We start from the raw sequence: 478 nt of genomic DNA on the forward strand, positions 1-478 counted from the left end.
CCACATCGCCGCGGGGAAGGTCGCCGCGATCGAGGTGAAGATCAGCAGGGACATGCCGTTGCCGATGCCCTTCTCGGTGACGAGCTCGGCGAACCACATGATGAGACCCGTGCCGGCGGTCATCGTGAGGATCATGAGCGCCTGCGCCCACCAGGCGTCGTTCGTGAGCAGCTGGTTGCACGCCGCGACGCCGGTCGTTCCGAACAGCTGGCCCGAGCGGGCGACGGTGACGAGCGTCGTGGACTGCAGCAGCGCGAGCGCGATCGTCAGGTAGCGCGTGTACTGCGTCAGACGCGCCTGGCCCGACTGGCCCTCCTTGTAGAGGGTCTCGAAGTGCGGGATGACCACGCGCAGCAGCTGCACGATGATCGTGGCCGTGATGTACGGCATGACACCCAGCGCGAAGATCGACAGCTGCAGCAGCGCGCCACCCGAGAACAGGTTGACGAGCGAGAGCAGACCCTGGGTGCCCGAGGCA

The 478-nt window shown here is 66.7% G+C and carries 1 protein-coding gene; it reads right to left on the reverse strand.

Annotation, left to right across the window (positions count from 1 at the left end; translation table 11 throughout):
* The coding region (locus ASG00_RS17140) for a preprotein translocase subunit SecY (protein WP_442922607.1) at positions 1-478 on the reverse strand (478 nt) is incomplete at both ends.

The sequence above is a fragment of the Microbacterium sp. Leaf351 genome, assembly GCF_001423825.1.
In the GTDB taxonomy this organism is placed as follows: domain Bacteria; phylum Actinomycetota; class Actinomycetes; order Actinomycetales; family Microbacteriaceae; genus Microbacterium; species Microbacterium ginsengisoli.